Origin of the sequence: Citrobacter sp. Cpo069 (genome assembly GCF_030332785.1) — a bacterium.
Classification (GTDB): Bacteria; Pseudomonadota; Gammaproteobacteria; order Enterobacterales; family Enterobacteriaceae; genus Citrobacter; species Citrobacter portucalensis.
Genome location: NZ_JAOWHD010000042.1, coordinates 57,100 through 81,238, shown reverse-complemented (window position 1 = coordinate 81,238; position 24,139 = coordinate 57,100). Strand labels below are relative to the sequence as shown.

At 52.7% G+C, this 24,139-nt stretch carries 19 protein-coding genes; 6 read left to right on the top strand and 13 right to left on the bottom strand.

Features of this window, described 5'->3' with window-relative positions:
- Window positions 1-27: 27 nt before the first annotated feature.
- From OGY08_RS04890 to poxB, 4 genes are all read right to left on the bottom strand, one after another.
- On the bottom strand, window positions 28-1,041 hold the full coding sequence (locus tag OGY08_RS04890) for a 3-beta-hydroxysteroid dehydrogenase (RefSeq protein WP_286565790.1): 1,014 nt from the start codon (window positions 1,039-1,041) through the stop codon (window positions 28-30).
- Window positions 1,042-1,138: 97 nt separating this feature from the next.
- On the bottom strand, window positions 1,139-2,569 hold the full coding sequence (locus tag OGY08_RS04885; protein ID WP_125362664.1) for an SDR family oxidoreductase: 1,431 nt from the start codon (window positions 2,567-2,569) through the stop codon (window positions 1,139-1,141).
- Window positions 2,570-2,579: 10 nt separating this feature from the next.
- Window positions 2,580-3,581, bottom strand: a complete 1,002-nt coding sequence (gene ltaE / locus OGY08_RS04880; RefSeq protein WP_048234951.1) for a low-specificity L-threonine aldolase — start codon at window positions 3,579-3,581, stop codon at window positions 2,580-2,582.
- Between the two features lie 155 nt (window positions 3,582-3,736).
- Window positions 3,737-5,455, bottom strand: a complete 1,719-nt coding sequence (gene poxB, locus OGY08_RS04875) for a ubiquinone-dependent pyruvate dehydrogenase (protein ID WP_032943955.1) — start codon at window positions 5,453-5,455, stop codon at window positions 3,737-3,739.
- 152 nt (window positions 5,456-5,607) lie between these two features.
- Between poxB and OGY08_RS04870 the strand changes: the two genes are divergently transcribed.
- Window positions 5,608-6,042, top strand: coding sequence for a DoxX family protein (locus tag OGY08_RS04870; protein ID WP_003834302.1), 435 nt, complete (start codon window positions 5,608-5,610; stop codon window positions 6,040-6,042).
- Window positions 6,043-6,116: 74 nt separating this feature from the next.
- On the opposite strand, the gene OGY08_RS04865 is transcribed toward OGY08_RS04870, so the two are convergent.
- The 5 genes from OGY08_RS04865 to aqpZ all read right to left on the bottom strand — a co-directional run bounded on the left by OGY08_RS04865 (window position 6,117) and on the right by aqpZ (window position 12,560).
- Window positions 6,117-7,730 carry an FAD-NAD(P)-binding protein gene (locus OGY08_RS04865; RefSeq protein WP_125362663.1) on the bottom strand — a complete coding sequence of 538 codons (1,614 nt, stop codon included), beginning with the start codon at window positions 7,728-7,730 and terminating at the stop codon, window positions 6,117-6,119.
- A gap of 179 nt (window positions 7,731-7,909) precedes the next feature.
- Window positions 7,910-8,878: an NADH oxidoreductase gene (gene hcr, locus OGY08_RS04860; protein ID WP_003027256.1), complete on the bottom strand. Its 969-nt coding sequence runs from the start codon at window positions 8,876-8,878 to the stop codon at window positions 7,910-7,912.
- A gap of 10 nt (window positions 8,879-8,888) precedes the next feature.
- Window positions 8,889-10,541, bottom strand: a complete 1,653-nt coding sequence (hcp, locus tag OGY08_RS04855) for a hydroxylamine reductase (RefSeq protein WP_125362662.1) — start codon at window positions 10,539-10,541, stop codon at window positions 8,889-8,891.
- Window positions 10,542-10,696: 155 nt separating this feature from the next.
- Entirely contained in the window at window positions 10,697-11,596 is a 900-nt protein-coding gene (locus OGY08_RS04850; RefSeq protein ID WP_286565787.1) for a LysO family transporter, read from the bottom strand.
- A gap of 268 nt (window positions 11,597-11,864) precedes the next feature.
- Window positions 11,865-12,560: an aquaporin Z gene (gene aqpZ / locus OGY08_RS04845; RefSeq protein WP_003840208.1), complete on the bottom strand. Its 696-nt coding sequence runs from the start codon at window positions 12,558-12,560 to the stop codon at window positions 11,865-11,867.
- A gap of 371 nt (window positions 12,561-12,931) precedes the next feature.
- Between aqpZ and OGY08_RS04840 the strand changes: the two genes are divergently transcribed.
- On the top strand, window positions 12,932-14,590 hold the full coding sequence (locus tag OGY08_RS04840; protein WP_003834292.1) for an ATP-dependent endonuclease: 1,659 nt from the start codon (window positions 12,932-12,934) through the stop codon (window positions 14,588-14,590).
- Here OGY08_RS04840 and OGY08_RS04835 read toward each other — a convergent pair.
- Window positions 14,587-15,537 (bottom strand): VirK/YbjX family protein, encoded by a 951-nt coding sequence (locus tag OGY08_RS04835; RefSeq protein WP_032943951.1) that lies wholly within the window; start codon window positions 15,535-15,537, stop codon window positions 14,587-14,589. The genes OGY08_RS04840 and OGY08_RS04835 overlap by 4 nt on opposite strands.
- A 159-nt stretch (window positions 15,538-15,696) precedes the next feature.
- Between OGY08_RS04835 and macA the strand changes: the two genes are divergently transcribed.
- Both macA and macB read left to right on the top strand, forming a co-directional pair.
- The gene (gene macA / locus OGY08_RS04830) at window positions 15,697-16,812 is read left to right on the top strand and encodes a macrolide transporter subunit MacA (protein WP_008785219.1); all 1,116 of its coding nucleotides are present in this window, start codon (window positions 15,697-15,699) and stop codon (window positions 16,810-16,812) included.
- Complete coding sequence (gene macB, locus OGY08_RS04825; RefSeq protein ID WP_125362661.1) at window positions 16,809-18,755, top strand: macrolide ABC transporter ATP-binding protein/permease MacB; 1,947 nt, start codon at window positions 16,809-16,811, stop codon at window positions 18,753-18,755. Before macA ends, macB begins: the two co-directional genes overlap by 4 nt.
- Window positions 18,756-18,829: 74 nt before the next feature.
- Here macB and cspD read toward each other — a convergent pair whose 3' ends face one another.
- On the bottom strand, window positions 18,830-19,054 hold the full coding sequence (gene cspD / locus OGY08_RS04820) for a cold shock-like protein CspD (RefSeq protein ID WP_003036813.1): 225 nt from the start codon (window positions 19,052-19,054) through the stop codon (window positions 18,830-18,832).
- A 323-nt stretch (window positions 19,055-19,377) separates the two neighbouring features.
- On the opposite strand from cspD, the gene clpS reads away from it, so the two are divergent.
- Complete coding sequence (gene clpS / locus OGY08_RS04815) at window positions 19,378-19,698, top strand: ATP-dependent Clp protease adapter ClpS (protein ID WP_003036810.1); 321 nt, start codon at window positions 19,378-19,380, stop codon at window positions 19,696-19,698.
- Window positions 19,699-19,728: 30 nt separating this feature from the next.
- Complete coding sequence (gene clpA, locus OGY08_RS04810; RefSeq protein ID WP_003036804.1) at window positions 19,729-22,005, top strand: ATP-dependent Clp protease ATP-binding subunit ClpA; 2,277 nt, start codon at window positions 19,729-19,731, stop codon at window positions 22,003-22,005.
- Window positions 22,006-22,273: 268 nt separating this feature from the next.
- Here clpA and trhP read toward each other — a convergent pair whose 3' ends face one another.
- Window positions 22,274-23,635 carry a prephenate-dependent tRNA uridine(34) hydroxylase TrhP gene (gene trhP / locus OGY08_RS04805; RefSeq protein ID WP_032943948.1) on the bottom strand — a complete coding sequence of 454 codons (1,362 nt, stop codon included), beginning with the start codon at window positions 23,633-23,635 and terminating at the stop codon, window positions 22,274-22,276.
- Between the two features lie 159 nt (window positions 23,636-23,794).
- Window positions 23,795-24,127: a YegP family protein gene (locus OGY08_RS04800; RefSeq protein WP_008785215.1), complete on the bottom strand. Its 333-nt coding sequence runs from the start codon at window positions 24,125-24,127 to the stop codon at window positions 23,795-23,797.
- Window positions 24,128-24,139: the final 12 nt, after the last annotated feature.

Genomic DNA, 24,139 nt, shown 5'->3' with positions numbered 1-24,139 from the left:
TGGCGCCACCCTGCAATGGCTATCAGCCTAACGCGGCAGCTTACCGTGGTCGCGCAGCCAGGCCGCGGTACGCTCAATCCCTTCATCCAGCGTCACAACGGGCTGATAACCTAACTCTTCCTGGGCGCGGCTGGTATCCAGCGTAAAGTCAAAATTCAGCTTCGAAACGCCGTAATGCGTAAGCTTTGGCTCTTTCGCCGATTTATTGCCTAAGCGCTCCATGCTGCGGGCAATCATGTCCAGCATCGGGTAGGGCACAGAGCGGATACGGCAATCAATATTCAGCTCGTCGATAAGTTTCTGCACAATACTGCGCAGGGTGCGATGTTCACCGTTGGTTATATTGTACGCACGACCCGACGGCAGCTTATCGCAGGCTTGCTGACTCGCCAGCCACATCGCGTGAACCGCGTTCTCGTAATAGGTCATATCCACCAGCGCACTCCCGCCGTGCGGCAACAGGATGCTGCCGTAGTGGTACATCATATGGGCGAGGCGGGGAATAAAGACTTTATCGTGAGGTCCGAACAAGCTTTGTGGGCGCAAGACAGTAAAGCGAGTCTGCGGGTTAGCCTGGGCGAGCAGTGCAATCACCTCTTCACCAGCCGCTTTGCTGCGGGCGAATTCGTTGGCGAAGCGATGGGGACGGAAGTCTTCTTTGATATCGCGATGATGGTGATAATCAAAATACAGCGACGGAGAGGAGATATGAATAAAGTTACATACGCCCCAGGCTACGGCCCACTCGCCCAGACGGCGGGTAGCACGAACGTTGGCCAGATCAAAAACTTCCTGAGTTCCCCATGGAGAGGTGAAACTGGAGCAGTGCCACAGCGTGTCAATGCCGGCCAGCATCACTTTTGCCTGCGAAGAAACCAGCTCGGTCAAATCCGCATGCACAAACTCTGCGCCCATTTTCTCCAGCAGCTTGCCCATCGCTTCGTTGCGACCGGTGGCTCTGACGCTGACGCCTTTGCTGCATAAAAACTCAACCGCGTTTCGGCCCAAGCCGCTGGTGGCTCCGGTAACCAGTACCTTCATATCAATCCACTGTGTTTAAAAAACGTCGTGCGCATTCTTCCGTGAATTACGCCTGTATGCAATGGGAAACATGAAAGAATACAGGCTCTTTTTATCATTAGTCTGTGATTTGTTCTGCAAGTTTGGCTATACGCTTCGCCATCCCCCTGAAAATGAACAGGTGGGCGGGGATCATCAACAGCCAGTAGAAGAGGCCAGGCATACCGTGCGGATGCCACCACGCGCGTACATCAATGCGTCGGTGATCGCCTTTATCTTCCAGTGTGAAGCTCAGGCGACCCAGTCCCGGCGCTTTCATCCCAAACAGCAGCGTCAGCTGTTTCTCCGGCTCAACGATGATGACTTTCCAGCTATCAACGGTGTCGCCAACTTGCAATAGTGGGTGTTCGGGACGACCTTTTGCCAGCTTATGGCCGACCAGCAGGTCCAACGCCGCGCGCGTCTTCCATAGAATATTGCCAAAGAAATAGCCTTCTTTGCCGCCGAGTCGATTCACAACCTGCCACAGCGCTTTTGTGCTGGCAGAGGTTTCAACGCTAAAGCCAGCTTGTTTGGCGAAATAGCCATATTCTGGACGCCAGCGGGCAAACGCCTGTGCGTCGTAACCCCAGTCGCTGGAGTTGACCAGCTTCTCTTCTTCCTTCAACGTGCTGCGCACCGCGTCATCAAAGGCAATCAGTTTTTGTGGGATCAGCGCACGTAATTCGGTGTCATCAGCCAGCAGGTCGTGTTTTAAGCCCTGGATCAGCGCTTTGGCCGTGGTTGGCGGCACTGACGTAATGACGTTCAAAAACCAGACCGAAATCCAGCGGGTAGGAAAGGGGATGGGGATGAGCAGGCGATGTTTACCGCTGACCACCATAAAATGCTCGAACTGTTCCTGATAGCTCAACACCTGCGGCCCGGCGGCTTCGAGGACGCGGTGATGTGGTGTGGGATTTTCCAACAATGCCACCAGATAGTACATTAAATTCTCCAGCGCGATAGGCGTGGTACGCGAGCGTACCCAGCGTGGAGGGGTGAGAACCGGCAGGTTGTAAACCATATCGCGCATGACTTCAAAGGCAGCGGAACCCGCTCCCACGATAATGCCCGCGCGCAATTCCGTCATTGGCACGCCTGACTCGCGCAGGGTGTCTGCAGTTATCTGTCGCGCACGCAGATGCTCGGATTGTTCATGCCGGGGAGCCTGCAATGAGCTCAGGAAAATAAGCTGTTTAACTGGCGTATTACGCAGCGCATCGCGCACGTTCATCGCCACCTGACGTTCGTGGGCGATAAAATCACCGCCTTCGCCCATACCATGAACCAGATAATAAACCGTATCAACACCCGTCAGCAGCGGGGTGAGGTTATCTGGCCAATTCAAATCGACCTTGTGGCAACTGACATTGGCCAGTTGCTGCTTTTCCAGCCGTTCAATGCGACGTGCCGCAGCCAACACCTGATGCCCTTGCTGACTGAGCGCCTGTACCAAATGCTGACCAATGTAGCCACTGGCGCCAAGAACCAAAATCCGTTGCGGCACGCCCATCTCCTTATTGGGTTAAAAAAGCGCGCCAGTGGGCGACGACTTCAGCAAGTTGTTCACGTGATACGTCCAGGTGCATCACCAGGCGCACAATCGGGGAGGCGTTAATCAGCACACCTTGCGCTTTCATATACTCGCCCAGCGCGGTAGCGTGCTCTTCGCCAACGCGAACAAACAGCATGTTGGTGTCGTGGCGCATGACGTCCGCCCCTGCTTCGCGCAGCTGCTCCGCCATCCAGGCGGCGTTGTCATGATCTTCCTGCAAACGCGCCACGTTATTTTTCAGCGCATACAGCCCGGCCGCTGCCAGAATACCGGCCTGACGCATTCCGCCGCCGGTCATTTTGCGCCAGCGAATAGCGCGTTTGATGTACTCGTGGCTGCCGACCAGCAGTGAACCAACGGGGGTACCGAGGCCTTTGGAGAGGCAAATGGTGAACGAATCACAGTATTGCGTGACATCTTTAAGTTCACAGCCGTAGGCGACGATGGCGTTAAAAATACGTGCGCCGTCGACGTGCAGGGCAAGATTACGCTCACGGGTGAATTCCCAGGCGTCTTTCAGATACTCGCGCGGCAGCACTTTGCCGTTGTGGGTATTTTCCAGGCTGAGCAAGCGGGTGCGGGCAAAATGGATATCGTCCACTTTGATTTTTGCAGCTACTTTGTCCAGAGGCAGGGAGCCATCCGGTGCGGCGTCGATAGGTTGCGGTTGAATGCTACCGAGCACCGCTGCGCCACCTGCTTCGTAGAGATAGTTATGCGCGCCCTGACCGGCAATGTACTCTTCGCCACGCTGACAATGGCTGAGCAGCGCCACCAGGTTAGCCTGAGTACCGGTAGGTAAGAAAATAGCGGCTTCTTTACCAGAAAGTTCTGCGGCGTATTGCTGGAGGGCGTTAACGGTAGGGTCGTCTCCATACACGTCATCCCCGACCGGGGCTGCCATCATCTCTTCCAGCATGGCGCGACTCGGCCGGGTGACGGTATCACTGCGTAAATCAATCATGGTGTCTCCTTATTACACTTCATCCTTCAGGCTGCTTCGGCGTTGGCCGCACCCTTAAACCCCAGTCACATAGTATACCTATGCTCCTGGGGATTTTCGGGCTAGCCGCCTTGATGCATCATGAATGATTTTGTGTGTGATTTAATAAGGATGTTTTACCTGAGCCAGTTCGTTTTCGCCAGTTCGATCACTTCATCACCGCGTCCACTGATGATTGCACGCAGCATATACAGGCTAAAACCTTTGGCCTGTTCGAGTTTGATCTGCGGCGGGATCGCCAGCTCTTCTTTCGCCACGACCACATCGACCAGCACCGGGCCGTCAATCGACATCGCCCTTTGTAGCGCTTCATCAACCTCTGAGGATTTTTCCACGCGAATGCCTGTAATGCCACAGGCTTCGGCAATCCGTGCGAAGTTGGTGTCGTGCAGTTCGGTGCCGTCGGTCAGATAACCGCCCGCTTTCATCTCCATTGCGACAAATCCCAGCACGCTGTTGTTGAAGACAATAATCTTCACCGGCAGCTTCATCTGGACAACCGACAGAAAGTCTCCCATCAGCATGCTAAAGCCGCCGTCACCGCACATTGCCACAACCTGGCGTCCTGGTTCTGTGGCTTGTGCGCCGAGTGCCTGCGGCATGGCATTCGCCATCGACCCGTGGTTAAACGATCCGAGCAGACGACGTTTGCCGTTCATTTTCAGATAGCGTGCTGCCCACACCGTTGGCGTACCAACGTCGCAGGTAAAGATGGCATCGTCAGCGGCAAAGTGGCTGATCTGCTGCGCCAGATACTGCGGGTGAATGGCTTTATCGCTGGGTTTGGCTAAATCATCCAGCCCTTTACGCGCCTCGCGATAGTGCTCCAGCGCTTTGTCCAGGAATTGCCGCTCGGTTTTCTCTTCCACCAGAGGCAGTAGGGCACGGAGAGTGGATTTAATATCGCCTACCAGCGCCATATCCACTTTACTGTGCGCGCCAATGCTCGCCGGATTGATATCAATCTGAATAATTTTGGCGTCGGTGGGGTAGAACGGGCGATAGGGGAACTGGGTGCCAAGCAGGATCAGCGTGTCGGCATTCATCATGGTATGGAAGCCGGATGAAAAGCCAATCAGCCCGGTCATACCCACATCATAGGGGTTATCGTACTCAACATGCTCTTTACCACGCAGGGCGTGAACAATCGGCGCTTTGATTTTAGCCGCAAACTCAACCAGTTCTTTATGTGCACCGGCACAGCCGCTGCCGCACATCAGGGCGATATTGCTGGAGTAGCGCAGCAGTTGCGCCAGTTTTCTCAGTTCTTCTTCTTGTGGAGTCACCACCGGGAGCGGTGCATGATACCAGTGCGTGGTGGCGCTTTCAGGTGCAGGTTTTAGCGCCACGTCACCGGGTAAAACCACCACCGAGACGCCACGATTTAATACGGCTTTACGCATGGCAATGGCGAGTACCTGCGGGATCTGTTCTGGGCTGGAAACCAGCTCGCAATAGTGGCTACATTCGCGGAACAACTCTTGCGGGTGGGTCTCCTGAAAATAACCGCTGCCTATTTCACTGGAGGGAATATGCGCGGCGATTGCCAGTACCGGGACGTGGTTACGGTGACAATCAAACAGCCCGTTGATCAGGTGCAGGTTGCCTGGCCCGCACGAGCCTGCGCAGACGGCCAGTTCGCCCGTCAACTGCGCTTCAGCGCCCGCAGCGAAGGCTGCAACCTCTTCATGACGGGTTGGCATCCAGTCAATTGTTCCCATACGATTCAGACTGTCACTCAGACCATTTAGCGAGTCACCCGTTACACCCCAAATGCGTTTTACGCCAGCCTGTTCGAGTGTTTTAGCAATAAAAGCGGCAACCGTTTGTTTCATGGTTTTCCTTCTCCTCTAATGTGATACCGGTTACAAGTTTAGATGAAGATAATAGTTATGCTTCTCATTTCCCCCTTATTTCCGGCAGGTTTCATTTAACCTGCATTAAGCGTAGTTTGTTTTGGACATGGTGAAACAAGGAATAAATTCAAATGGTTATAAAACTATTAAATTCAGTTAACCGAGTACTGACTCACGAAGATTTTGGCAAGTTATTGTTACGCTTTGCCGTAGGTGGGCTGATGCTGTTTCATGGGCTGCATAAACTCTTTGCGGGTATTGATGGCATCAGCGGTATGTTGATAGCGAAAGGTTTCCCAGGCTTTATTGCGTATGGCGTTCTGTTGGGAGAGGTCGTGGCACCGTGCCTGATTATTCTTGGCATCCTGACGCGTCCGGCGGCGTTGGGGCTGGCGTTTACGATGGTTGTGGCATGGCTGATGGTCGGGATGGGGGAAACCTGGACACTGGATAAAACCGGTGCATGGGCGATTGAAAGCCTGGTTTATTTCTTTATCGGCGCGCTGGCCGTGGCGTTTTTGGGGGCGGGGCGTTACTCTGTTGCCGGGAATTCTGCCTGGCGATAGTTACCATCTGAGAGTCAATACCGAGGCGGGAAAGCGTAACATTGCTCCGCCTCGTCGTTCAATTTGTCGCTAATCTATATGTCGTCACTGTTCCATAGTTTGTGCCGACGTCTCAGCGCTCGCTGCGTCAATGCCCTTGCCATCGCGGCGCCTATCTCAGCGCTGACCACCAGTCCCTGAATAAACGGACGATCGTGCATTAACCACGGCAGCCCGCCAAAAGCGATGCGATTGCGGGCGTTTTCCGGCGCTTGCAGCGTGTAATCTTCGCCGATATCCGGGATCTCATCGCCACAGGCCAGCAGTTGATCGCGTAGCGTTGGGAACGGGATATCTTTGCTCTGCAATGCCCGTTGTCCTCGGGCGTCAATAAACACATCAAATTCGCTGCGCTGACCGTGGTGGGAAATTACCGTCATTTCCTGTTCATTCATGCGCTCATAATCTGTGCCAAGCGCGAGGATCTCAATCAGCCCAGCTTCGTGCAGCGCCAGCAGTCGGCGAACTGACTCTGACGGGATTGCCGCATAGTTATCAATAAATACCCGCGCCAGTCCGCGCTTGAAACGTTTTTCGTCGCGGGCATCAAGATGAGGGACTATCTCCTCGATAACCTCGTGCAGGCGCAGCAAGGTATAGCGCCAGGCGACGGTATGTTGTTTCTGCTTGTTGTGCTCAACTTCTACCAGGTTACGTCTCGCCCAGTCAAAAGGGTCATGCCTGAGCCTGTCGTCGAAATAGACTTCGGAGAACGTGTCGGCGTTAAGCGTCGCAAGCGCCACCTGTTGGCACCAGCCTGGCGCCGCGTCTTGCAGTTGTTGCGCCATAAGCTGAAAGATGCGGTCCAGTAATCTGTTTTGTCCATGGGCAATGGCATCTTCAATTGCTTCTGGCGTCGCGATATTCAGCGATTCATACGGAAGGGGGCAGTAAAAATCCGCTTCAGGCAGTACCCCGCTGCGCGACATCAGGGTCAGTTTCAGGTTTTGACTGTCGGATTTAGGTGTGAATTGCAGTGAATGGTCGGTATTGGTAGTGAAGGTGCCATGCTGACTGGCCACAGCCATCGCGGCGTCGATAGCACTTAACGAGGTGCCCAGAATCCCTACCCGGCAAGCACCAATCTGCGCGTCCATCAGACCGGTCCACGGACTGGGGAAAAATTTGCGTTCCTGAGCATCCGTTTCAGGCCACAGATGACCAGTGGCGATAGCGGCGAAATCCACCTCAACGGGCTGTGACGCGTGGTTGATCCACAAAGAAACCCCATTCGGGTCTGCTCGCAGGTCGGTGACTTCGCTTGATTCATGTACGCGAATCGTGAAACCGGCTTTTTGCGCTTTCTCGACAATGGCTAAAAAACGATCGCGATAATAGTCGCCGAGGATCACGCGGGGCAAAAATTGCCGCTCATGCAAAGACGCGCGTTCAATCTGAAACTGGGCCAGATAGTCATCACTTTGATTCTGAAGCCACGTCAGATAACTGATATAGATCGGCGGGATCTCAATGCTGGCTATATTTGCCAGCATGTGGTCTGCGTTGTTGTCGCTATTGTAAGGCATGCCAACGCCCGCCTCTTCAGCTTGCTCGTAAAGCTCTATTTCCAGCGGTTCACCGCGCTCAACCAGGGCATGAAACGTATAAATCCCGGTGGGACCGACGCCGACAATGGCCACTTTTTTCATGGGGATCCTTGTAGAAAGTTCGACGTGCTAGTCGGGGATTATGTTTAATCTGCGCAGGGTAAGTGTGGTCGATAATTTGCGGGGAGAGTGAAAACATCAGAATTTTGCAACGTCTGACAGCATAAAAAAAGGCCACCCGGTACAGCCAGGCGGCCTTTTGCACGTCAGATACCGGCCAATTACGCCAGCACTAAATCACCCTGCGGATGACAGGAACAAGCCAGCACATAACCTTCAGCGATTTCTGCGTCGGTCAGCGTCATGGTGCTGCTGACCGTGTAGTTACCGTCAACCACTTTGGTTTTGCAGCAGCCGCAAACACCTGCACGGCATGCGGCGACAACCGGAACCTTGTTGCTTTCCAGCGCTTCCAGCAGCGTACTGCCCACTGGCGCGTAGAACTCTTTCGCCGGCTGTAGCTTGGTAAACTTCAGGCCACTGGTGGCGGCTTCGGCAACAGGTGTGAAGAACTGCTCTTTAAAGAAGCGCGTCACACCCAGCGCTTTGACTTCTTTCTCGACCAGATCCATATACGGTGCCGGGCCACAGGTCATCACGGTACGCGAGGTCAGATCCGGTACGCTTTTCAGCAGTTCAGTCGTCAGTCGGCCGGAAACAAAACCTTCTGTGGCATTGTTTTCAGCAACTAATGTCACCGGATATTCGCGCCACTCGTCGGCAAAAATGACATCTTGCGGCGAGCGAACGTTAAAGATTACCTGTACATCCGCTTGTGGGCGGTACTTTGCCAACCAGCGACGCATTGACATGATTGGCGTAACACCACAGCCGGCGGCCAGCATCAGGAACTTGTCTTCCGCTTTATCTTCACAGGTGAACTCACCCATTGCATCCGACAGCCAGATATAGTCGCCGCGCTTCACGTCGCGGGTTAGCCACTGTGAACCTGCGCCATCGTCAATCCGGCGGATGGTCAACGTGATGTACTCGCTAACGCCCGGTGTTGAAGAAATGGTGTAAGCACGCAGCGTATCCGCTGAATTACGTACGCTGACCAGTGCATACTGCCCGGCGCGGTAAGGATAATAATCGTGGCATAGCAACGAAATTGTCCATACATCCGGCGTTTCCTGATGGATGTGGTGAACCTGCATCCGCCATGGGCACTGATGAGTTGGCATTGTCATTCTTTACTCCTTACGCGCTCAGCAGTTGCTTCATGTCTTCTTCAACGGTGGTCACGGAACGCAGACCAAATTTCTCGTTGAGAACTGCCAGCAGATCCGGTGTGAAGAAACCAGGTGCAGTCGGGCCAGTGACGATGTTTTTCACGCCCAGAGACAGCAGGGTCAGCAGAATAACAATCGCTTTCTGTTCGAACCAGGAGAGCACCAGAGACAGCGGCAGATCGTTCACGCCACAGCCCAGTTTCTCAGCCAGGGTTACCGCCAGGATGATGGCAGAGTAAGCATCGTTACACTGACCAGCATCCACCAGACGCGGCAGGCCTTCGATATCGCCGAACTCCAGTTTGTTGAAGCGGTATTTACCGCAAGCAAGGGTCAGAATCAGGCAGTCATCCGGCACGCTGGTGGCGAAGTCGGTGAAGTAGTTACGTTCACCACGTGCACCGTCACAACCGCCAACCAGGAAGATGTGACGCAGTTTTTCGCGGCTCACCAGGTCGATCAGGGTATCAGCAGCGCCCAGCAGGGTCTGACGACCGAAACCTACGGTGATCAGGTGCGGGATTTCGCTGTACGGGAAGCCAGCCATCTGCTGTGCCTGAGCGATTACCGGACCGAAGTTGTCGCCTTCGAGGTGGCTCACACCCGGCCAACCGACGATGCTACGGGTCCATATACGGTCGTCGTACGCGCCAACGGTCGGGTCGATGATGCAGTTAGAGGTCATGACGATCGGACCTGGGAAGCGGGCAAACTCTACCTGCTGGTTCTGCCAGCCGCTGCCGTAGTTACCGATCAGGTGCTTGAACTTACGCAGTTCCGGGTAGCCGTGCGCCGGCAGCATTTCACCGTGGGTATAAACGTTAACACCAGTACCTTCGGTCTGCTCCAGCAGGTTGTACAGATCTTTCAGGTCGTGACCGGAGATCAGGATGCACTTACCTTCAGTTGCTTTTACGTTGACCTGAGTCGGGGTCGGGTGGCCGTATTTGGTGGTTTCACCGGCGTCCAGAATGCTCATCACTTTGAAGTTCATCTGGCCGATTTCCATTGAACACTCCAGCAGAGCGTTCATATCGGCAGGCCAGGTACCCAGCCATGCCATGATTTTGTGGTACTGAGCGTAGATATCGTTGTCGTACTGACCGAGAACGTGCGCGTGCTCCATGTAAGCTGCCGCACCTTTCAGTCCGTACAGACACAGCAGACGCAGGCCGAGAATGTTCTCGCCAATGGCTGCTTTGTCTTTGTTCGGGGTAAATTCAGCGGCCTGACGTTGCAGGTCGCCCAGATCGTCGCTGACCAGTTGCAGATCGGCCATCGGGTTGGTGACCGCTGCGTTCGCGTCGATGTTCAGGCATTGCGCTTTCAGGGCATCGCGCATGGCGATAGCTTCACGGGCATAGCCAACAATACGCGGGGAATCGAAGTTAACGTTAGTCAGCGTGGAGAAGAACGCACGCGGCGCAAAGTTATCAACCTCATGGTCGATGATGCCGTATTCACGTGCTTTAACAGCCCATGCAGACAGACCTTGTAGGGAAGCAATCAGCAGATCCTGCAAATCGGAGGTTTCAGCCGTTTTACCGCACATACCCTGCGCGTAAGAGCAGCCGTTTCCTGCCGGAGTACGGATGGTTTGTTCACATTGCACACAAAACATGGTCACACCTTTTAAAGTTATATTTAATATACATGTTTAAGGTTATGCCTGTGCGCGAAGGGATAAAAGGGATTTCTGCTACTACTTGCAGGGAGATTGATTTAGCGCAATTTTGGCGGTAGCTGACTACCGCCAGAGAGGTATTTGTCCCAGCGTCAGGCGGAGAAAAACGCCATTAGCAGAGGCACTAACAGACTCAGAATAAAGCCGTGGACGATGGCTGCTGGGACCATTTCCAGACCGCCGCTGCGTTGTAAAACGGGCAGGGTGAAATCCATTGATGTCGCGCCGCATAATCCCAGCGCGGTAGAGCGGCTGCGGCCCACCATTCCTGGAATCAACATAATGGCGATCAGCTCACGGGCCAGGTCGTTAAAGAAGGCGGCACTACCAATTACGGGCCCGAACGATTCGGTTAACAGAATACCGGACAGGGAATACCAGCCAAAACCTGATGCCATCGCCAGCGCGGTTTTCAGCGGTAGACCGAGGATCAAGGCATTGATAACCCCCGCCAGCATCGAACTGACGACGACGACGACGGCCACGATCATCCCCCGACGGTTCAGCACAATTTGCTTTAAGGTCATGCCGCTATTGCGCAGTTGAATCCCCACCAGGAACAGTAAAAAGATTAACGTATATTCGCTGGCTTCGGTGGCATGCTGCAGAATGGGAAGCCCAGTGAGGCCGAGCAGGAAACCGATGACGACGACGCCGCAAAGCTGAAGCGACTCAAACGCCATTGCAATTCGCGAGGGGAGCTTTTCTTGCTTGTGGTTGTGTCTCCAGGGCAGCGAACGCTCCAGCCAGAACAGCGCCGCAATATTACACAGTATAATGACCGTCACGCTGACCGCAGAATAATGAAGAATGGCTAACAGGTTGCTGGCGAGATTATCCAGAAACGCCAGGCTAATACCCATAAAAAAGAGAATAAGGTAGACGATCCAGCTTAACAGGCGATTGATAAGTTGTAATGCAGCCCTGTGCCGGAGCGGAATAAGGTAGCCCACAATAAGGGGAACCAGAATGATTAACAGCCCTGAAAACATGAAAATCAGATCCTTGCTGAGAAGTAAGACGAAATGCGTCACTATAACCTAAATAATTCAAGTTGCAGGAAGGCGGCAAGGGAGTGAATCCCCGGGAGCGTACATAAGTACGTGACTGGGGGGAGTGAGCGCAGTCAACACATCTGCAACTTGAAGTATAACGGGTATACACACTACTCAATGCAAAGAGGGGAGTAAAGTTGCAAATAAAAGGAAATATAGAGAGGAAAAAAAAGACCTGACTTTCGCCAGGCCTTTTTGTTAGCGATTAATCGCGTTTTTCGAGCAGGGTGCGGTAAATAAGACCGCCGAGAACCCCACCGATAATCGGCATGACCCAGAAGAACCACAATTGTTGCAATGCCCAGCCGCCCTGGAAAATGGCTACTGCGGTACTACGTGCCGGGTTTACGGAGGTGTTGGTGACCGGAATACTGATCAAGTGAATCAGTGTTAACGCCAGACCAATTGCGATAGGTGCAAAACCTGCCGGAGCATGTTTATCGGTCGCGCCGTGGATCACTAATAAGAAACCTGCGGTCAGAATAATTTCAATGACGACGGCAGAAAGCATGGAATAACCGCCTGGTGAATGTTCACCAAAGCCGTTCGAAGCAAAACCACTGGCCGTTGCATCAAAACCTGCTTTACCGCTGGCAATAAGATACAGTGCCGCAGCTGCAACAATACCGCCCACAACCTGAGCAATAACGTAACCAATAACATCTTTTGCCGGGAAACGACCGCCAGCCCATAAACCGAAGGTTACCGCCGGGTTAAAATGCCCACCTGAAATATGACCCACAGCGAATGCCATGGTTAATACTGTCAGGCCGAATGCCAGCGCGACACCGGCAAATCCAATTCCCAATTCCGGGAATGCGGCTGCCAGCACTGCACTACCGCACCCACCAAAAACGAGCCAAAACGTACCGAAGAATTCAGCTGCTAATTTCCTGAACATAACCACCTCAATTAAAAGTTCCGGGTTCGTGTTCCTTGCCCGGTAATTCATCGCTAAAAGGGACGATGATGAAAGAGCGGGTATTTTAGAAAAAAATATCATCCCTTCGCCAGTTAAATTGATGAAAAAATTTGATTTAAGGCAATATGTTGCGATTCCTTTTTGAATCTTGGGTGAATGAAGCATAGTTCAATTAGCGAAAGGACGATGATTAAGTTCTGAAATTATATTCAGGAGAAAACATAAGAAGAATATTCTTATTTTTTTTGCTTTTGCGATTCACGCCAGGTTGATATCGGGTGTCCTGAGCGCCCGCTTGCCGTTATACTCCTGATAACTTGAAGGAAAAAGTTAGCATTTCCGGAGGCTATATGATTCTCGAACGCGTTGAGATTGTTGGATTTCGCGGTATTAACCGTCTGTCGTTGATGCTGGAGCAGAGCAACGTGCTGATTGGGGAGAACGCGTGGGGTAAATCCAGTCTGCTGGATGCTTTAACCCTGCTGCTGTCGCCGGAGTCAGACTTGTATCATTTTGTCCGCGAGGATTTCTGGTTCCCGCCGGGTGATATACAGGGCAGGGAACACCACCTGCACATTATCCTGACGTTTCGTGAATCCCAGCCGGGTCGTCACCGGGTGCGTCGCTATCGTCCTCTGGAAGCCAGTTGGACGCCTTGCCAGGATGGCTATCACCGCATTTTTTATCGCCTGGAAGGCGAGTGTGCGGATGACGGTAGCGTTCTGACCTTACGCAGTTTTCTTGATGGCGACGGCCATCCATTACCTCTCGATGACATTAACGATCAGGCGCGCCACCTTGTGCGTCTGATGCCGGTACTGCGTCTGCGCGACGCGCGATTCATGCGACGGATCCGCAACGGTACCGTGCCGGACTCGGCGGATGTCGAAGTCACCGCCCGCCAACTGGATTTTCTGGCGCGTGAGCTGGCTACCCGGCCGCAAAACCTGACCGACGGGCAGATCCGCCAGGGGTTATCGGCCATGGTTCAGTTGTTGGAGCACTATTTTTCCGAGCAGGGGGCTGGCCAGTCCCGCTACCGTCTGATGCGCCGTCGCTCCAATAACGAACAACGGAGCTGGCGCTATCTGGACATTATTAACCGCATGATTGATAAACCCGGCGGACGTACGCACCGGGTTATTCTGTTGGGCCTGTTTTCGACCTTGTTGCAGGCCAAAGGCACGCTAAGGCTGGACAAAGACGCCCGACCTTTACTGCTGGTGGAAGATCCGGAAACGCGTTTACATCCCATCATGCTGTCGGTGGCCTGGCACTTGTTGAATTTACTGCCTCTGCAGCGAGTGGCGACCACCAACTCCGGTGAGCTGCTGTCCCTTACGCCTGTTGAGCATGTTGTTCGTCTGGTACGTGAATCATCCCGCGTCGCTGCCTGGCGGCTGGGGCCGGGTGGGATCAGTGCAGAAGATGGTCGGCGAATCGCATTTCATATTCGTTTTAATCGTGCGTCATCGTTGTTTGCCCGCTGCTGGCTGCTGGTGGAAGGTGAAACGGAAACATGGGTTATTAACGAACTGGCCCGCCAGTGCGGACACCACTTTGATGCAGAAGGGATTAAAGTCATTGAATTTGCCCAGTCCGGTCTTAAGCCGCTGGTTAAATTCGCCCGCCGGATGGGGATAGAGTGGCATGTGCTGGTCGATGGCGATGAAGCCGGGAAAAAGTACGCGGCCACGGTACGTAGCTTATTGAATGACGACAGAGAGGAAGAGCGTGAGCATTTGACCATGCTCCCCGCGCTGGATATGGAACACTTTATGTATCGCCAGGGGTTTGCTGACGTCTTTCACCGGGTGGCGCAAATCCCTGAGAATGTGCCTATGAATATGCGCAAAATTATCTCCAAGGCGATACATCGTTCGTCAAAACCGGATTTGGCCATTGAGGTGGCGATGGAAGCCGGGCGGCGGGGCGTTGATGCGGTGCCAACGCTGCTGCGAAAAATGTTTTCCCGCGTGCTGTGGCTGGCACGCGGCAGAGCGGATTAGTGGCGAAACATCGACGACAGCTGCGAATGGATGCTGTCCAGTAGCTGATAGCGGCGGCGGTATTCTGCGCGTTTTTTGCTGGCAATATCCGCCTCGCTTTTTCGCGCCAGCGTGCGTGGAATATGATAGTACCCGTTGCTGTCGCACTCACCGCCAACCGACTCCCAAAAAGTGTTGTAGTCGGAAAGAATTACCTTGTTTTTATCGTCGTAGCGCGGGCTACGAAAAATATGCTGTTCATTGCTTACAGCCAGAATTTGTTCGATATTTAATTGTTCCGCAAAACAGCAAATGGCTTCCATCACAATACGTTTTGGGAAAATCCCATGGCATGATTTGGTCGCTTTTTGAATTTCTTCATGTGGCAGTAATCGGCTTCCTCCCTGTAACCCGCCAATAAACAACGTACTGTTCCCTTCATAATTGCACAGCGTAAACGTCATTTCCGCTAAAGTCTCGCCAGCGCAATTGCGTACCAGAATGGTGCTTTCACCTTCTTTATCCAGTATGATGAATGAAGTCATTATTACACTAAATACTTCGCTATTTTTTCCCTCAATTTGTGCTAGTTGTAATCCATCTTCACTTAAATAATCCTTAAATTCAGTGGCTGAAAAAAAGCTGCGGATAGCATTGTAGTGATAACGCACGGCATCCAGTTTCGTTTTGTGGTCAAGGTTTTTCGCGAGATAGGCGCGATGCAAACGAACCGGCAATCGTGGCTGGCGTGCAAGTATGCTATCAAGGTCAGGCCATTGCGCCAACTCGGTCATCCATTCACGCGTTAATCGCGGCATAAGCGCTGAGCGCAACAAAAACTTACGACGAAAGCTACGCTGATGCCAAAATTGTCCTGGGCGCCAATGTCCGGTCATCAGGCTACAAAAGAGGCTAAAACTTGTGACTGGTTTTGAAGAAAGAAAAGTGCTTTCAGTTAGCTGGCTCATAATATAAATCCGATTGATACCTTTGTACTAATTTCAGCACAGCGGATCTTAACCATTCATCAATAACTCTGTTATTCTTGCGCTTTTCAACGGCGATTTATTTAACGTTGATGTTTAGCACTCCACTCTGGTGGGCGTATTGGGGGAATTGGGACATTTATGAAGCTCAAGGGAAAAATCAAAAAACGCTATTTTCTGTTCGCCGTCATCCTTATTGTGGCGGTAATTGCACTTTGGCGAACGCTTAATGCACCTTTACCTCAGTATCAAACATTAATTGTTCGTCCTGGCGATCTGCAACAAAGCGTGCTGGCGACCGGTAAGCTGGATGCGCTGCGTAAAGTTGACGTCGGGGCGCAGGTCAGCGGGCAGTTAAAAACGCTGTCGGTTGCGATTGGCGATAAAGTGAAAAAAGATCAGTTGCTCGGTGTTATCGATCCTGAACAGGCGCAAAACCAAATCAAAGAGGTTGAAGCGACGCTGATGGAATTGCGCGCCCAGCGTTTACAAGCCGAAGCTGAGTGGAAGCTGGCGCGGGTCACTCTCTCCCGCCAACAACAGCTGGCGAAAACTCAGGCCGTTTCACAGCAGGATCTCGACACGGCGGCCACCGAAATGGCGGTCAAACAGGCGCAAATTGGCACAATTGACGCGCAAATTAAGCGTAATCAGGCCTCTCTCGATACGGCAAAAACCAACCTTGATTACACCCGCATCGTTGCGCCAATGGCTGGCGAAGTAACACAAATTACTACCCTGCAGGGGCAAACCGTTATTGCCGCCCAGCAGGCACCTAACATTCTGACCCTGGCCGATATGAGCACCATGCTGGTGAAAGCGCAGGTTTCTGAGGCTGATGTAATTCACCTGCATCCTGGGCAAAAGGCCTGGTTTACCGTGCTGGGCGATCCGCAGACGCGCTACGAAGGTAAGCTCAAAGATGTTCTTCCGACGCCAGAGAAAGTGAATGATGCGATTTTCTACTATGCCCGCTTCGAAGTTCCCAACCCGAAAGGGATCCTGCGTCTGGATATGACCGCGCAGGTCCATATCCAGCTCACTGATGTCAAAAATGTCCTGACGATCCCGCTGTCGGCGCTGGGCGATCCTATCGGCAACAATCGTTATAACGTCAGGCTGCTGCGTAACGGCGAAACCCGCGAACGTGAAGTGGTTATCGGCGCGCGTAATGACACCGATGTGGAGATCGTGAAAGGGCTGGAAGAGGGGGATGAAGTCATTACCGGTGAGGGCAACGCTGGAGCTGCAAAATGACGGCATTGCTTGAACTGAGCCATATCCGCCGCAGCTATCCGTCAGGCGAAGGCCAGGTTGAGGTGTTGAAGGACGTATCCTTGAGCATTCAGGCCGGGGAAATGGTGGCGATTGTCGGGGCGTCGGGTTCGGGTAAATCGACGCTGATGAACATTCTCGGCTGTCTGGATAAGCCAACCAGCGGTACGTATCGGGTTGCCGGACGCGATGTCTCTACGCTGGATAGCGATGCGCTAGCGCAGCTGCGTCGTGAGCATTTCGGTTTTATCTTCCAGCGCTATCACCTGCTGTCGCATTTAACCGCCGCACAAAACGTTGAGGTACCGGCGGTCTATGCGGGCACTGAACGTAAGCAGCGCCTGGCGCGTGCGCAGGAATTACTCCAGCGGCTGGGGCTGGGTGACCGGGTTGACTATCAACCTTCCCAGCTTTCCGGTGGTCAGCAGCAGCGGGTCAGTATCGCGCGTGCGCTGATGAACGGGGGGCAGGTTATTCTTGCCGACGAACCCACCGGCGCACTGGATAGCCATTCCGGCGAAGAGGTGATGGCGATTTTGCATCAGCTGCGCGATCGCGGGCATACGGTAATTATCGTTACTCACGACAGCCAGGTCGCCGCGCAGGCCGAACGGGTCATTGAAATTCGTGACGGCGAGATTGTGCGCAATCCACCGCCACAGAAACCCTCTGGCGGACGCGATATCGCGGAGCCAACGGTGAAAACGGCATCCGGCTGGAGCCAGTTTGTCAGCGCTTTTCGTGAAGCGCTTACCATGGCCTGGCTGGCAATGGCCGCGAATAAGATGCGTACGCTACTGACCATGCTTGGGATCATCATCGGTATTGCTTCGGTGGTGTCGATCGTGGTGGTTGGCGATGCGGCTAAACAGCTGGTACTGGCAGATATTCGCGCTATTGGTACTAACACCATTGATATCTATCCAGGCAAAGACTTCGGCGACGACGATCCGCAATATCAACAGGCGCTGAAGTATGATGATTTGACGGCGCTACAGAAGCAGCCCTGGGTCAGTTCAGTAACGCCTGCGGTGTCGAAGAACCTGCGGTTACGCTATGGCAATATCGACGTTGCTGCCAGTGCTAATGGCGTGAGCGGCGACTATTTCAACGTCTATGGTATGACATTTAGCGAAGGGACCACCTTTAACGCCGAGCAACTGGCGGGGCGCGCTCAGGTGGTGGTGCTCGACAGTAATACCCGTCGTCAGTTGTTCCCCAATAAAGCGAAAGTTGTTGGCGAAGTCGTGCTGGTGGGGAATATGCCTGCCACGGTGATTGGTGTTGCAGAAGAGAAACAGTCGATGTTTGGCAGTAGCAAGATCCTGCGTGTCTGGCTGCCTTATAGCACTATGTCCGGGCGAATCATGGGACAGTCGTGGCTGAACTCGATCACCGTGCGGGTGAAGGATGGTTTTGACAGTGCCCAGGCCGAACAGCAACTGACCCGACTGTTGACGTTGCGCCACGGTAAGAAGGATTTCTTCACCTGGAATATGGACGGCATCTTGAAAACCGCCGAAAAGACCACACGTACATTACAACTCTTCCTGACGCTGGTGGCGGTGATTTCGCTGGTGGTCGGTGGGATTGGCGTGATGAATATTATGCTGGTTTCAGTAACCGAACGAACGCGTGAGATTGGCATTCGTATGGCGGTTGGTGCTCGCGCCAGTGACGTGCTGCAACAGTTCTTAATTGAAGCGGTGTTAGTGTGTCTGGTTGGCGGCGCGTTGGGCATTAGCCTGTCGATGCTGATCGCTTTTACGCTACAGCTATTTCTGCCGGGCTGGGAAATTGGATTCTCACCCGTCGCGCTGTTGACGGCGTTCCTGTGTTCGACTGCAACCGGGGTGTTGTTTGGCTGGCTACCGGCGCGGAATGCGGCACGTCTGGATCCGGTAGATGCTCTGGCGCGGGAATAATGCCACAGAGATAAAAATGCCAGCCGCAAGGGCTGGCATTTTGACTGCGGGATGTACACAATGAGACAGAAGAGCTATGCGACAGCTTCTGCTTCAATGACAGGCACGATGACACTGGCATGATTGCCTTTTGGCCCCTGGTGGACATCAAACTGGACAGACTGTCCGGCTTTTAGCGTTCTGTAACCATCCATCTGAATGGTGGAGTAATGGGCGAAAATATCTTCGCCGCCGCCTTCGGGGCAAATGAAACCAAACCCTTTGGCGTTGTTGAACCACTTAACAGTACCCGTTTCCATACTTCGACATCCTTCGTAAATCTTATATAAGTAAGATGGAATGAACCGGTGGCGGAGTGGGGGCTGTTCAAAACCTCGCCAACTCTCGAGACTACAATTTAGAGAAATCAGGCGGGGCGTCAAGCGCCATGCAGACGGAATAGGGTAAAAATGCATCAAAATTTGAAGCAGTTAACGCTATTGTCGGTTATGTGACAGATGTCGCGGATGGCACTAATAGATGATAGTTATCTAATACTTGAGGTAGATTGATTGTGCGCATAGGCTGCTTGTCAGCGGCAAGATTTTCTGCCGGAAACCGTAACTGAAGATGACGACTGACAATGGGTAAGACGAACGACTGGCTGGATTTCGATCTGCTGGCGGAAGACAAATTGCGCGACGCGCTAAAACCGCCATCTATGTATAAAGTGATATTAGTCAATGATGATTACACTCCGATGGAGTTTGTTATTGACGTGTTACAAAAATTCTTTTCTTATGATGTAGAACGTGCAACGCAACTGATGCTTGCAGTTCACTATCAAGGCAAAGCTATCTGCGGTGTGTTCACTGCCGAAGTGGCTGAAACCAAAGTAGCGATGGTGAACAAATATGCGAGGGAGAACGAGCATCCGTTGCTGTGTACGCTGGAAAAAGCCTGAATGCAGGCATAAACATTGGGGGAGGTGCCTATGCTCAATCAAGAACTGGAACTCAGTTTAAACATGGCTTTCGCCAGAGCGCGCGAGCACCGACATGAGTTTATGACCGTCGAGCACTTGTTACTGGCGTTGCTCAGTAACCCATCGGCCCGCGAAGCGCTGGAAGCGTGTTCTGTGGATCTGGTGGCGCTCCGTCAGGAACTCGAAGCCTTCATTGAACAGACCACACCTGTATTGCCTGCCAGTGAGGAAGAACGCGACACGCAGCCAACGTTGAGTTTTCAGCGTGTACTGCAACGCGCGGTCTTTCATGTTCAGTCCTCCGGGCGCAATGAAGTTACCGGCGCAAATGTGCTGGTCGCTATCTTCAGCGAGCAGGAATCTCAGGCGGCTTATCTGCTGCGTAAGCATGAAGTGAGCCGCCTTGATGTGGTGAATTTTATTTCTCATGGCACGCGCAAAGACGAACCCAGTCAGTCTTCTGACTCTGGGAATCAGCCAAATAACGAAGAGCAAGCTGGCGGGGAGGACCGTATGGAAAACTTCACGACTAACCTTAACCAGCTTGCCCGAGTGGGCGGAATTGATCCGCTCATTGGCCGGGACAAAGAGCTGGAGCGCGCCATTCAGGTACTGTGCCGTCGCAGAAAAAACAACCCGCTGCTGGTGGGAGAGTCTGGTGTCGGTAAAACCGCCATTGCTGAAGGGCTCGCCTGGCGTATCGTCCAGGGTGATGTGCCTGAAATCATGGCTGATTGCACCCTTTACTCCCTGGATATCGGCTCGCTGTTGGCTGGCACCAAATATCGCGGTGATTTTGAGAAACGCTTTAAGGCGCTGCTGAAACAGCTGGAACAGGATACTAACAGCATTCTGTTTATCGATGAGATCCACACCATTATCGGTGCGGGTGCGGCATCGGGCGGCCAGGTGGATGCGGCTAACCTGATCAAGCCGCTGCTCTCCAGCGGTAAGATCCGTGTGATAGGGTCCACAACCTATCAGGAATTCAGCAATATCTTTGAAAAAGATCGTGCGTTAGCGCGTCGTTTCCAGAAAATCGATGTCACTGAGCCATCGGTAGAAGAGACCGTGCAGATAATCAACGGTCTGAAGCCGAAATACGAAGCGCACCATGACGTCCGCTATACCGCCAAAGCGGTGCGTGCAGCGGTCGAACTGGCGGTGAAATATATTAACGATCGTCATCTGCCGGATAAAGCGATTGACGTGATTGATGAGGCGGGCGCGCGTGCACGTCTGATGCCGGTCAGCAAGCGCAAGAAAACCGTCAACGTGGCGGATATCGAGTCCGTTGTGGCCCGCATTGCGCGGATCCCGGAGAAGAGCGTTTCGCAGAGCGATCGCGACACGCTGAAAAACCTGGGCAACCGTCTGAAAATGCTGGTATTCGGACAGGATAAAGCCATTGAGGCGCTGACTGAAGCGATCAAAATGAGCCGTGCCGGTCTGGGACACGAACATAAACCGGTCGGTTCGTTCCTCTTTGCCGGACCAACTGGCGTCGGTAAGACCGAAGTCACGGTGCAGTTGTCCAAAGCACTCGGCATTGAACTGCTGCGTTTTGATATGTCCGAATATATGGAACGCCACACCGTCAGCCGCCTGATTGGTGCGCCTCCGGGGTATGTCGGTTTCGACCAGGGCGGTTTGCTGACCGATGCTGTTATTAAGCATCCGCATGCGGTGCTGCTGCTGGATGAAATCGAAAAAGCGCACCCGGATGTCTTTAACCTGCTGCTGCAAGTGATGGATAACGGCACGCTGACCGACAATAACGGGCGTAAAGCGGATTTCCGCAACGTGGTGCTGGTCATGACCACCAACGCCGGTGTACGTGAAACTGAGCGTAAATCGATTGGGTTGATTCATCAGGACAACAGTACTGATGCAATGGGCGAAATCAAAAAAGTGTTTACGCCGGAATTCCGTAACCGTCTCGACAACATTATCTGGTTCGATCATCTCTCTACCGAGGTGATTCATCAGGTTGTTGATAAGTTTATCGTCGAGCTTCAGGTTCAGCTGGATCAGAAAGGTGTCTCTCTGGAAGTGAGTCAGGAAGCACGTGACTGGCTGGCAGAGAAAGGCTATGACCGCGCAATGGGCGCACGTCCAATGACGCGTGTGGTCCAGGATAACCTGAAAAAACCATTGGCTAACGAACTGCTGTTCGGTTCGCTGGTGGATGGTGGCCAGGTGACCGTTGCGCTGGATAAAGAGAAAAATGAGCTGACCTATGGTTTCCAGAGTGCACAAAAGCACAAGCCAGAAGCAGCACATTAATCTTTAATCACCTAATCAGCCGGGCGCAATGCCCGGTTTTTTTTCGCCTGATAAAAGTGATTTGAATTGGGATATTCAGGGAGTTTAAACGGCAGGCAAAAAATAAGCCTGCGTAAGGGAGATTACGCAGGCTAAGGAGGTGGTTCCTGGTACAGCTAGCATTTATGGGTTATGTTTTTCAGCGGAGGGGATAATACCCTTAATGAACGAAACGGTATGTGATCGATTTCTAAGAATCTTCCGAACGCTGAAAAATAACCGTAATTAACTACTTAGTATGCGGGTTGCGCGTGGACTCACCGGTAAAATTACGCATCAACAATGCATAATTCAGATCGATATCCTCTGGTACTGGCATCCACACGGTGTAACCGTCGCCCGGCGCAACCGGCATGGCTTCACCTTTCGCGTTTTCCATCTGTTCGAGGGTAAAGTTAATGTTGCCCTGTGGGGTCATCAGCTCCAGGCTGTCGCCGACGGTGAATTTGTTTTTCACCAGTACGGCGGCCAGTTCACCTTTACGTTCGCCGGTAAATTCGCCGACAAACTGCTGACGCTCGGAAACAGAGAAGCCGTATTCGTAGTTCTGATAGTCGTCATGGGTATGACGGCGCAGGAACCCTTCGGTGTAACCACGATGCGCCAGACCTTCCAGCGTTTCCAGCAGTTGCGGGTCGAACGGTTTACCGGCTGCGGCATCATCAATGGCTTTACGATAGACCTGCGCGGTACGTGCACAGTAATAGTATGACTTGGTGCGGCCTTCGATCTTCAGGGAATGCACGCCCATCTGCGTCAGGCGTTCAACGTGGGCAATGGCACGCAAATCCTTCGAGTTCATGATGTAAGTGCCATGTTCGTCTTCGAACGCGGTCATATACTCACCCGGACGCTGGGCTTCTTCAATCATAAAGACTTTGTCTGTCGGTGCGCCAATACCCAGCGTAGGCTCAACGTTTTGTACCGGAATAGGCTCGTACTTATGCACGATATTGCCCACCACGTCTTCTTTGCCTTCCTGCACGTTGTATTCCCAGCGACAGGCATTGGTGCAGGTACCCTGGTTAGGGTCACGCTTGTTGATGTAGCCAGAGAGCAGGCAACGGCCGGAGTAGGCCATACACAGCGCGCCGTGAACGAAGATCTCAAGCTCCATATCCGGAACCTGGGTGCGGATCTCTTCGATTTCTTCCAGCGACAGCTCGCGGGAGAGGATCACGCGGGTCAGTCCCATCTGCTTCCAGAATTTCACCGTCGCCCAGTTTACGGCGTTAGCCTGTACTGAAAGGTGAATGTCCATGTCAGGGAAGTTTTCGCGCACCAGCATAATCAGACCAGGGTCTGACATGATCAGTGCATCCGGCCCCATTTCCACCACCGGTTTCAGATCACGAATGAAGGTCTTCAGCTTGGCATTGTGTGGGGCAATGTTAACCACCACATAGAATTTTTTACCCAGTTCATGGGCTTCATTAATGCCGAGCTGCAGGTTTTCGTGGTTGAATTCGTTGTTGCGTACGCGCAGTGAGTAACGCGGTTGGCCCGCATACACAGCGTCAGCGCCATAGGCGAAAGCGTAACGCATGTTTTTCAGCGTTCCCGCCGGGGAAAGGAGTTCCGGTTTAAACATAATTTTCTCGTTCTGATGACAGGTCAGACTCGCCTCACTCAATGAGGCGATTAGGGGAGTGCCCCCATATTAAGGGCGGGCATTGTAGCGCTGCGAGGAAGTCAGGTAAAGAAAAACGCCGGGCGACAGCGTTGCGTTACCCGGCTGAGCAAATAATTATCAGGTCTTATCTTTTATCGTCTGACTGACACCATTGGTCTTAACTGAAGCAATACCGGTCTCGCGTGACTGTTCATTCGCATACAGTTGACTGCTACCAATAATCTGGTGGTTTGCAGCTTTCAGGTTGAAATGTAATTTGCCATTAGACGCTGTTTTTTTCTCATAACGCTCATCCAGAGGGCTGTTAGCATGGACAGATGCGATCCCTTTTTCTGCAGCACCTTTTGTAGTGTAAAGCTCACTGGTAAGGATTATTTCCCCGTTCCCAGCTTTAAGAACAAAGCGGTACTGATCATCGCTACTCTTACTTAATTCAAACCAACCAGCCATATGAACTCCTTG

Excerpts from the sequence above, each read along its gene's own strand:
- macA (WP_008785219.1), top strand. The coding sequence starts at position 15,697 with ATGAAGCTCAAGGGAAAAATCAAAAAACGCTATTTTCTGTTCGCCGTC.
- cspD (WP_003036813.1), bottom strand. The coding sequence starts at position 19,054 with ATGGAAACGGGTACTGTTAAGTGGTTCAACAACGCCAAAGGGTTTGGT.
- OGY08_RS04850 (WP_286565787.1), bottom strand. The coding sequence starts at position 11,596 with ATGTTTTCAGGGCTGTTAATCATTCTGGTTCCCCTTATTGTGGGCTAC.
- aqpZ (WP_003840208.1), bottom strand. The coding sequence starts at position 12,560 with ATGTTCAGGAAATTAGCAGCTGAATTCTTCGGTACGTTTTGGCTCGTT.
- clpS (WP_003036810.1), top strand. The coding sequence starts at position 19,378 with ATGGGTAAGACGAACGACTGGCTGGATTTCGATCTGCTGGCGGAAGAC.
- macB (WP_125362661.1), top strand. The coding sequence starts at position 16,809 with ATGACGGCATTGCTTGAACTGAGCCATATCCGCCGCAGCTATCCGTCA.
- OGY08_RS04800 (WP_008785215.1), bottom strand. The coding sequence starts at position 24,127 with ATGGCTGGTTGGTTTGAATTAAGTAAGAGTAGCGATGATCAGTACCGC.
- hcp (WP_125362662.1), bottom strand. The coding sequence starts at position 10,541 with ATGTTTTGTGTGCAATGTGAACAAACCATCCGTACTCCGGCAGGAAAC.
- OGY08_RS04890 (WP_286565790.1), bottom strand. The coding sequence starts at position 1,041 with ATGAAGGTACTGGTTACCGGAGCCACCAGCGGCTTGGGCCGAAACGCG.
- clpA (WP_003036804.1), top strand. The coding sequence starts at position 19,729 with ATGCTCAATCAAGAACTGGAACTCAGTTTAAACATGGCTTTCGCCAGA.
- ltaE (WP_048234951.1), bottom strand. The coding sequence starts at position 3,581 with ATGATTGATTTACGCAGTGATACCGTCACCCGGCCGAGTCGCGCCATG.
- OGY08_RS04865 (WP_125362663.1), bottom strand. The coding sequence starts at position 7,730 with ATGAAAAAAGTGGCCATTGTCGGCGTCGGTCCCACCGGGATTTATACG.
- poxB (WP_032943955.1), bottom strand. The coding sequence starts at position 5,455 with ATGAAACAAACGGTTGCCGCTTTTATTGCTAAAACACTCGAACAGGCT.
- trhP (WP_032943948.1), bottom strand. The coding sequence starts at position 23,635 with ATGTTTAAACCGGAACTCCTTTCCCCGGCGGGAACGCTGAAAAACATG.
- OGY08_RS04870 (WP_003834302.1), top strand. The coding sequence starts at position 5,608 with ATGGTTATAAAACTATTAAATTCAGTTAACCGAGTACTGACTCACGAA.
- OGY08_RS04840 (WP_003834292.1), top strand. The coding sequence starts at position 12,932 with ATGATTCTCGAACGCGTTGAGATTGTTGGATTTCGCGGTATTAACCGT.
- hcr (WP_003027256.1), bottom strand. The coding sequence starts at position 8,878 with ATGACAATGCCAACTCATCAGTGCCCATGGCGGATGCAGGTTCACCAC.
- OGY08_RS04835 (WP_032943951.1), bottom strand. The coding sequence starts at position 15,537 with ATGAGCCAGCTAACTGAAAGCACTTTTCTTTCTTCAAAACCAGTCACA.